We start from the raw sequence: 8,016 nt of genomic DNA, 5'->3' as shown, positions 1-8,016 counted from the left end.
CTGTCGGGCCGCCGAATGTCCTTGATGATCCGTGCTGCGAGGAGTCCCACGCGCCGGGCGCAGTCGGCCCAGGTGATCCACTGCCCGTCGATCCGGTAGGCGGGCCGCCCGGAAAAGCGCACGCAGGATGCCAGGAAGGCGACTGCCATCGGTGTTTGCGGAACTCTCAGCGCGTTGCCCGGCAGAGCCTTCGAAAGCAGCTCTTCGAATTCGCTCTCGGGCAGTCTGGCACAGGGCATTCCAGCAAAGAGATCGAACGCCACCTTGGAATTCATCGGAAGAGCCTTTAAGAAATGAGCTCTAGACGTCGTACCTGCTTCCGACGTAAGTCGCCGATAAACCAATACAACTTGAGTTACATAGGTTCAAGGCGGAGATACCAAAGAATAAGCTCCGGGCTTCTGGGGCATTAATTTACCGTCCTCGCGGTCAGTGAGCTTCACCTCGTCCGAACCATGGACGGACGAAGGGGCAGGATGAATGACAGCGCTAATGCTACTGGCGAGGCGCAGATTGCCGGTCAATGTAGATATTCGCAGTGAGGTTGGCGTTGCTCTCCTGGAGCCGTAGGCTCGGGGTGTTCAATCCTGAATGTGATCCACCCCCACAGAAGTGGTCCGACTTGAAGTATGTCTTATGGCATCAAGGAAGATCAGAACATGCCAAAGAAGAAGCACACGCCTGAAGAGATCGTCGCCAAGCTGCAGCAGGCAGGTAACCAGAGGTGCTGACGATGGCTTTGGTGATGCGGCAGTTTCCCCTCGATTGGATCAACCAATGGCGCAAGAGGGAACATACCCATAGCGACGTCGCTTTGTGACAGATGCCTGCGTCAGATCGAGTATGGACCGCCGTCCGACACCCAGCGGGCACATTCTTCCCCCAGTTCGGAAACAGCCCGCTGTTCGTAGGCAGCCATATCTTCTGCTGTAAGACGCTCTCGCCAGCGGCCATTTGTTCCCTTGTGAATGAATGTGTCGGCTCCACCCTTCCACGCCGCACCGCCACGTGGAGCAATTTTCGCCGCATGCGCCTTCATGTAGGTAAAGGTGCAGTGTGACTTGATTACTTCAAACGATTGCGGATCGGGACTTATCTTGAGAAAGCGAGCGACCCGCCAAATCGAGGCATCGAGATCATCCGTCAAATCGTTGAAGTGAATCAACATCACGTTGGGCTGGTTGCGTATATTCCACCATGACCTCACATGCCCCCAGAACGGCCAGATCGGATGGCCATTTCCAGCAAACCACGCCTTATAGAATTCGTAAGGGTCGTCCGTACCCCGCTCTATCAGGGGCACATGGTCCGGCAGACCGGAGTTATAACGGGCAAAAACCTCGTCTGTCATATTGTAATGATGATTGTGAAAGCTCCAAGCCGCGTCTCGCCCATCGCGACAGATGTAGATGTAGCGAGCGAGCGGAGAGAACGCCAGCGCATCTGCCGGCAGGTGCGACTTAACAAACCGGCGATGGGTCTGGACCACGACAGCATCGCGCGCCTCCTGAGGGAGCGTGCGAAGGTCAATCCACGGCGAAAGCTGATGAAGGTCCAGATCCTCCGCACCATCGAAGACAAGCTGAGACACAATCTGCTGCATCCACGTGGTACCCGACTTCGCATAGGTGGCAATGACCACATCACCGTCACGAAAGACAAAGTCATTCCAGTGACGCGAGTCCAGATAGCGGTTCAGTATCTCACGCTTCTTCACCGGCAGACTGTTCTCTGTTGAAGCCTTCATCCTGAGCATCTCCTTCCGGAACTGCCAATTATTCACCAGAACTTGCCAGGCCAATTCAATCACATGCCTGCAATCTCTGGAAGTTAATTGCTTAATTTGGCAACAGGCATCCTTATCGTGGATGCGCTACCTGGGTCACTGGCGGGTGCTTGCCCTTTGTTTGGGCGATGCTGCCGTTTCCGGTGGAGTGGGAGCATCAGTCATTTTGGTGGTCACCCCGACCATTCCGTACGCACCGGCCGCATGCTAGTTTCCAGCAATGATAGGGATCAATCGCGCATTCGTCCTGACGCTGTGGGCTGCCTTGGCCACCGAGCGTCTCGGCTTCGACCACGACAAGGCGCTCACGCTTCGACCCGCCGTGGCCTAATTCTGCACTGCCATTTACAGTCGCAGTCCCTTCGGCACATCCCCCGGAGGAACTCTTGTGACCATAAACCGCCGCACTGCCTTGATAGGTGCGACCGCATCCGCCGGCCTGCTTGCCGCACCCTTTGCACGTCGCACCAACGCTCAGGCTGCTCAGTTTACCTATAAATTCGCCAACAACCAACCGCTGACCCACCCCAGCAACATACGTAGCGCCGAAGCCGCCGCTGCGATCCTTGAGGAATCTGGCGGGCGAGTCGACATCCAGATCTTCCCGTCTAACCAACTGGGTGCAGACACCGACGTTCTGGACCAACTGCAGGCAGGCGGGGTGGAGTTCTTCCTATTGTCGCCATTGATCCTGTCGACGCTGGTGCCCAAGGCTTCGATTAATGGAATCGGCTTTGCCTTTCCGAACTATGATGCCGTCTGGACTGCAATGGACGGTGATCTGGGCGCCTATGCACGCGGTCAGATCAAGGATGGCGGTCTCGTAGTGATGGACACGATCTGGGACAATGGGTTCCGGCAGATCACCACCTCGACCAATCCAATTGAAACGCCTGCCGACCTTGAAGGCTTGAAGATCCGTGTGCCAGTATCGCCGCTATGGACCTCGATGTTCAGAGCCTTTGGCTCCGCCCCGGCCTCGATCAACTTCTCCGATGTCTATTCGGCTTTGCAGACTGGCATCGTGGATGGGCAGGAAAACCCCCTGTCGATCTTGAAGGTCGCCAAGCTGTGGGAGGTGCAGAAGTATTGCTCCGTCACCAATCACATGTGGGATGGGTTTTGGCTGTTGGGCAACCGGCGTGCCTGGGCTGCCCTGCCCGAAGATCTTCAGCAGATCATAAACAAGCACTTCAACGCCGCCGGAATGAACCAGCGTGCCGATCTCGCAAAACTGAACACTTCTTTGCGGCCAGAACTTGAAGCAAAAGGTTTCACCTTCAACGAGCCCGACCCCGCCCCGTTCGAGGCCAGACTGCGCGAGGCAGGGTTCTATGCCGAGTGGAAGGGCACCTATGGCGACGAAGCTTGGGCGATCCTCGAAAGCGCTGTGGGGCGCACGCTGGCTTAGGAACGCAACTGTGGCTGGCTTGACTGGCATTTGTACCAGGTCGAGTGAGAGGCTCTTGCCCGTTTGCGGCTCTGTCGAGTGCGGTTGGCGATGCGATGGTAACGGGCATAGGCGTTCTACGCTTCTATGGCTCTTATCAACCCGGGTTGGAGCATGCGATCATGGGCTCGGGGTCTTTCTAATGGGTTGGATGTGAGCGCCTCGCGCTAGCCGGAGCGAGGATGCAAAGTACGGCAGCAACGCACCAAGAAAACCAAGCTATTTCAATGATCTAACGCCGCCGTACTTTTTCAGCGCAGTCAGGAGCTTTGGAGAATATCCGGCTGAGAGAGGCGAAATTCGGCCTCGCCGCCATTCCGGCAGTCAGGAGCTTTTCGCAAAGAAGCCCGCAAATACTGGAGATTTTCGTAGCTCAAATTTCGGGGAGAGAGCTTTGCCTGGGGGCTAAATGGCGGAGGGAACAGGCCCGAAATCCAACCTTCTCTGCTTCCAAGTTATTGATTTTGCTGTAGTCACATTTCGGCGGAGTTCGAATCCCTAGCCCGGATCCGAACCACCGAGCGAAAAGAGCCAGTGAGTGGCATTCTACGAGCTTGTGGCATCATCCGAAGTTCCTCTTCTCGTAAATGACCGAGATGGTCTTGCCGTCCCACACGTAGCAGAGGTGCCGTTCCTGTCGACAGTTAGAAAGCAACCGGGGGCGAAACACTGCCGCACACTCCCCGCTCTCATCACGAACGCTTCCATAGATAATTCCGCCGGAGCCATTTTCGCGGAGTTCCAGTGCGAGTTCCTGTGACACCCCGTAATTGGTAGGGTGATAATAGGCAGGATGGCTTTTGCGCATTCCGCGGATATCATGCAGCTCGGCGTCGAGATCAACAGCGTAGACTCTCATGTCGAGCTCCTGGGCGGGTTCGCTGGTGGCCTGCAAGAAGCGGATACGATGATAGCGTGTTTCGGCAATGGCCGTCTCAATCGTGCGGCCAGCATAGAAAATACCATACGTGCCGTTCGTGAAACGGTCACCCTCGGGATTGAGGTGTGTGAACGCAGCCATGATGGGCGAACTCCCAGGTCCAGACACCCGGTCCTCGGGCGGGACAAGGGAGATGTCTCCGACCTCCTCCCGCAGCCTGTCATTGGTCATTGCCTCGATTTGGTAAACCGCATCGAGGTCAGCAGGATCCGCAACGGCTTCGAAAAGGTTGATGGGCGGAAATCGACTAGGGACGATCCTGTAGCAGGGGAGCCACTCGACCTTAGTAAGGGGAATGTCTGTCATCAGCCGCGCTGCGCGTCCACATACTGGCGCACTACGTAAAGGTCCGCAACATTGCCTGACGCCATTCTTTCAAGCGCCGAGCGGCCGCCGAATATCTTTGCGGCATTGGGCTTTCGAACCCACTGATCGGCGGTCTTAGGAAGCAGGATGTGAAGCCCCTTGTAGATTCCCATCACGTAGGAGATGCGCTCCAATGCGTCCTTGGGAATGGTGGACACGCCGCCGCGCTTCCATGACTGTAGCGTGGATCGACTCTCAAGCCCCAGCAGTCGCATCTGCTCTTGCTCCTGAAGACCCCATGCCTCCGCGATCCGGAAAAAAGTGCGCAGGGCAGGTCCGGTCAGGTCCTTTCGGTCCAAGACCTTGGCGGCTGTAGGATTGGGCATTGTAGGTAACCTCCGGGACCGAATATGTGCATATTCTGGGACAAAATCAAGTTTTTGGCAGAATATGAACAATTGGAGCGCGGTACAGTTCCTGATAGAGGCCTCCGCCAGGGTGTACCCCGCGAAGGCCCCAGAGGCGATGAGCTACGTTTTCTCTCTATATTTCAGACAATTAGATATCGTCCCGTTCTTCTTCGCCGCCGTTAACATTGGCGATGCTCCGAACGGCGTCCAGCAGTTCCATAATCGCCTTCTCAGCCGCGGCCAGCTTCACCGCCGCCATGAGATCCTCCCGACCGGCCATCACCAGAAAGGTGCTCAGGACCTCGTCCGAACGCCTCACGAGAACGGCAAGGTGCTCCCCACTCGGGCCGTAGCGCCCCGCGAACCAGTTCTTCACGGTCTTCTCGTTGGCCCCGGTCCAGCTAGCCACGATCTTGATTCCTCCTCCTCCTGATCCGACAGACCGGCGTAATGCAGCAGCGATGAAGTCGCGAACAGCAGTGCGGACCTCCTCGATGTTCTGGAATATCCGGCCATATGTAACCGGACACGGGCGTCATCTGCGATCAGAGCATCGCCATGAACGGCTTCTACATTGCCAAGGACTATCCCGAACTCCTGCGGCGCATTCGCTTCAAGGATCCCGAGACCGGCAAGACGTTGGTGTTCCTGACCAACAACACAATGCTCCCGGCACTCACGATCGCTGCCTTGTACAAGAACCGCTGGCACGTCGAGCTGTTCTTCAAATGGATCAAACAGCACCTCAGAATCAAGCGGTTCCTTGGTACGAGCGAGAATGCGGTCAAGACGCAAATCTGGTGCGCCGTATCGACCTACGTGCTGATTGCCATCGTCAAGAAGGATCTGCAACTCGACGCCTCGCTCTACACATTGCTACAGATCCTGTCGGTGTCGGTGTTCGAGAAAACGCCCATTTTATCGGCATTCCGGCCCGACGATCAGGGAACAGCGCAACGCGCCAACGACAAGCAATTGAATTTATTCGGCTTTTAACCGGACACTAGTGTGAAAAATTGACGCATCAGAGCAGGAGAGCGCAGCCATCCAACGACCGGTGATTCGCCACCACCTTTCGCCTGGGCGGAGCCTTGCAAGAAATCGAGAAGTGCAACAGAATTGCACGAGTAGGCGGTTTGGCAAGCCGGTCATTGCGTGGTCTTGGGCTTGAAACTTGTTTGTAACGAAAGACAGAGGGAGGAAGACAAAAGTGCACGCACCGCCAGATTTCATGTACTGGCTTCATCCGGTACCTCTTTTTGTCGTCATTCTGTGCATGGTGGGCGCCGTCGCGTTTGCGATCTACAGTCTGCTACTGCTGCCACCGGTCCGTCGGGCGAGCGCTGGACTCATCAAGATCAACACAGCCGTTGGTTCAATTTCAGGTGGCGTCTTAGGTCTCTCGTTGGCGTTTCTTGCCCATTCCGTCTATTCCATGGAAGATCGCGCACGCGACGCGGTGAACGCTGAAGCGCACGCCGTCCAAGATATGACCACCACACTCAATGCAATGACGGGACCAGGACGGGACGGCCTGGTACGACTACTCGAACACTATGGTACTTCCGTCGGCAACGAGTGGTCGGTCATGGTGCAAGGTAACTCCGGAGCAAAGCAGTCCCTACAAGAAATCTATTCTGCGATCATCAGTTGGCCAACGGAAGAGTATAAGGACAAGGTGCACCAGGGTCGGCTTCTTGCCGCGTATGACAATCTGTCAAGTGCCCGCAAGGAGCGCTTATCAATCGCGGAGGATAGGGTAAGCGGCGGCCAATGGGCTCTTGTGGAAGGCCTTATCCTAACGCTACTTTTCGTGGTTGCCATGAGCCACGCGGACTTTCGCATCGCCGCTAAAGTTTCCTTGGCGGCGATTGCGACTGCAGCCAGCCTCTTGCTCTTCGTCATCATCATGCATGACAGGCCATTCTTCGGTTATGGGGCACTGGGCCCAGAACCCATTCTTGCGGCTTCAGGTGCCAGTCCTTGAAGTGATCGTGGTCCGCGCCGAGAGTTGGATAAGAGGGCCTCTCGCGCACCTAATGGAAGATGCAAAGTACATTGGTGAGTCTGCAGGAAATCTGATTTATTTCAATGCTTTACCGCCGCCGTACTTTTTCCGGGCAGTCAGGAGCTTTGGAGAATACGGGGCCGAGAGAGACGAAATCCGCCCTCCTGGCCATTCCGGCAGTCAGGAGCTTTTCGCGAAGAAGCCCGCAAATACTGGGTATTTTTGCCGCTGGAATTTCGGGGAGAGAGATTTGCCCAGGGGCCGAATGGCGGATCGCGAGGGATTCGAATACTCAGTATGCTCTTCATTTGTGACGTCGAATTCCCTCGACTTCCGCTGCAAAGGAAGCATTGCTGTTGTTCGTGACGGCCGAAGCGATCGGCAACACATGAGCCCCACCCGATCATGGGGCTTTGGGTGGTGCGAGATCCGCAATTGGGCGGATCCGCAGAAGGGATCCACCCATGACCAAGAATACGCAGATACGTCCCGCCAGGAAGCAGCCATCCTCCAGGATTTCCAAGAAGGTATCCAAGACGGCAAAGGCACCTGGCAGGAGCAAGGCTGCTCCACCTCCCACTGAACAGGGCAGCAAGACATCAACATGCCTCGAGCTGCTACGGCAGCCTGATGGCACGAGCCTGGAGGAGCTGATGGGCGTCACCGGCTGGCAGGCTCACAGCGTTAGGGGCTTCCTCTCGGGTACGGTCAGGAAGAAGCTGGGCCTCATCCTCACTGCCGAGAAGGATGGTGAAGGCGTTCGGCGCTATCAGGTCAAGGCTGGAGCTTGAGGGAGATGGAGATGAAGCAGCATCGCATCGCGAACTTCGCTCCTGCCACCTCCTCCGCCTTGCGGCAGAAGCTGCTGGACCTGGATGGTCTGCCCACATCCCAGCTCCGAGTTCTCTGGCAAAGGCAGTACCAGGCCCAGGTTCCCAGAACCCTGAGGCGCGACCTGCTCATCCGCTTCATCGCCCATCGCCTGCAGGAGGAGCTGGGCGGCCTGGGCAGGGGGACCCTCCGGCGCCTCGAGACTGTCGCTGGCAAGCTTCAGGATCCCGATCGTGCCCCATCGCCGGATATGACGTCGCTGAAACCGGGAACGACGCTGGTGCG

The 8,016-nt window shown here is 56.6% G+C and carries 9 protein-coding genes and 1 pseudogene; 5 read left to right on the top strand and 5 right to left on the bottom strand.

What is annotated here, in order from left to right; translation table 11 throughout:
- Together ACILRN_RS14295 and ACILRN_RS14290 are read right to left on the bottom strand one after the other, a co-directional pair.
- Positions 1-275: hypothetical protein (locus tag ACILRN_RS14295; RefSeq protein ID WP_395689393.1), on the bottom strand; the 275-nt coding region annotated here is incomplete at its 3' end.
- 557 nt (positions 276-832) lie between these two features.
- A complete protein-coding gene (locus tag ACILRN_RS14290; RefSeq protein ID WP_395689391.1) occupies positions 833-1,747 on the bottom strand; it encodes a sulfotransferase domain-containing protein in 915 nt (304 codons plus the stop codon).
- A 427-nt stretch (positions 1,748-2,174) separates the two neighbouring features.
- Between ACILRN_RS14290 and ACILRN_RS14285 the strand changes: the two genes are divergently transcribed.
- Entirely contained in the window at positions 2,175-3,197 is a 1,023-nt protein-coding gene (locus ACILRN_RS14285; RefSeq protein ID WP_395689389.1) for a TRAP transporter substrate-binding protein, read from the top strand.
- Between the two features lie 601 nt (positions 3,198-3,798).
- On the opposite strand, the gene ACILRN_RS14280 is transcribed toward ACILRN_RS14285, so the two are convergent.
- From ACILRN_RS14280 to ACILRN_RS14270, 3 genes are all read right to left on the bottom strand, one after another.
- Positions 3,799-4,482 (bottom strand): RES family NAD+ phosphorylase, encoded by a 684-nt coding sequence (locus ACILRN_RS14280; RefSeq protein ID WP_395689387.1) that lies wholly within the window; start codon positions 4,480-4,482, stop codon positions 3,799-3,801.
- Positions 4,482-4,868, bottom strand: coding sequence for an antitoxin Xre-like helix-turn-helix domain-containing protein (locus tag ACILRN_RS14275; protein WP_395689385.1), 387 nt, complete (start codon positions 4,866-4,868; stop codon positions 4,482-4,484). The genes ACILRN_RS14280 and ACILRN_RS14275 overlap by 1 nt, the downstream gene beginning before the upstream one ends.
- A gap of 172 nt (positions 4,869-5,040) precedes the next feature.
- Positions 5,041-5,301 carry a hypothetical protein gene (locus tag ACILRN_RS14270; RefSeq protein ID WP_395689383.1) on the bottom strand — a complete coding sequence of 87 codons (261 nt, stop codon included), beginning with the start codon at positions 5,299-5,301 and terminating at the stop codon, positions 5,041-5,043.
- Positions 5,302-5,420: 119 nt separating this feature from the next.
- On the opposite strand from ACILRN_RS14270, the pseudogene ACILRN_RS14265 reads away from it, so the two are divergent.
- The 4 genes and pseudogenes from ACILRN_RS14265 to ACILRN_RS14250 all read left to right on the top strand — a co-directional run.
- Positions 5,421-5,888 (top strand): annotated as a pseudogene (locus ACILRN_RS14265) (transposase); the annotation flags it as partial.
- A 214-nt stretch (positions 5,889-6,102) separates the two neighbouring features.
- Positions 6,103-6,879, top strand: coding sequence for a hypothetical protein (locus ACILRN_RS14260; RefSeq protein WP_395689381.1), 777 nt, complete (start codon positions 6,103-6,105; stop codon positions 6,877-6,879).
- A gap of 485 nt (positions 6,880-7,364) precedes the next feature.
- Positions 7,365-7,691 (top strand): DUF3489 domain-containing protein, encoded by a 327-nt coding sequence (locus tag ACILRN_RS14255; RefSeq protein ID WP_395689379.1) that lies wholly within the window; start codon positions 7,365-7,367, stop codon positions 7,689-7,691.
- A gap of 11 nt (positions 7,692-7,702) precedes the next feature.
- On the top strand, positions 7,703-8,016 hold a 314-nt coding region (locus ACILRN_RS14250), incomplete at its 3' end, for a DUF2924 domain-containing protein (protein WP_395689377.1).

The sequence above is a fragment of the Aestuariivirga sp. genome, assembly GCF_044238155.1.
GTDB lineage: Bacteria > Pseudomonadota > Alphaproteobacteria > Rhizobiales > Aestuariivirgaceae > Aestuariivirga.
Note: the sequence above shows the minus strand (reverse complement) of the source record. Positions and strands in the feature narration are given on the sequence as shown.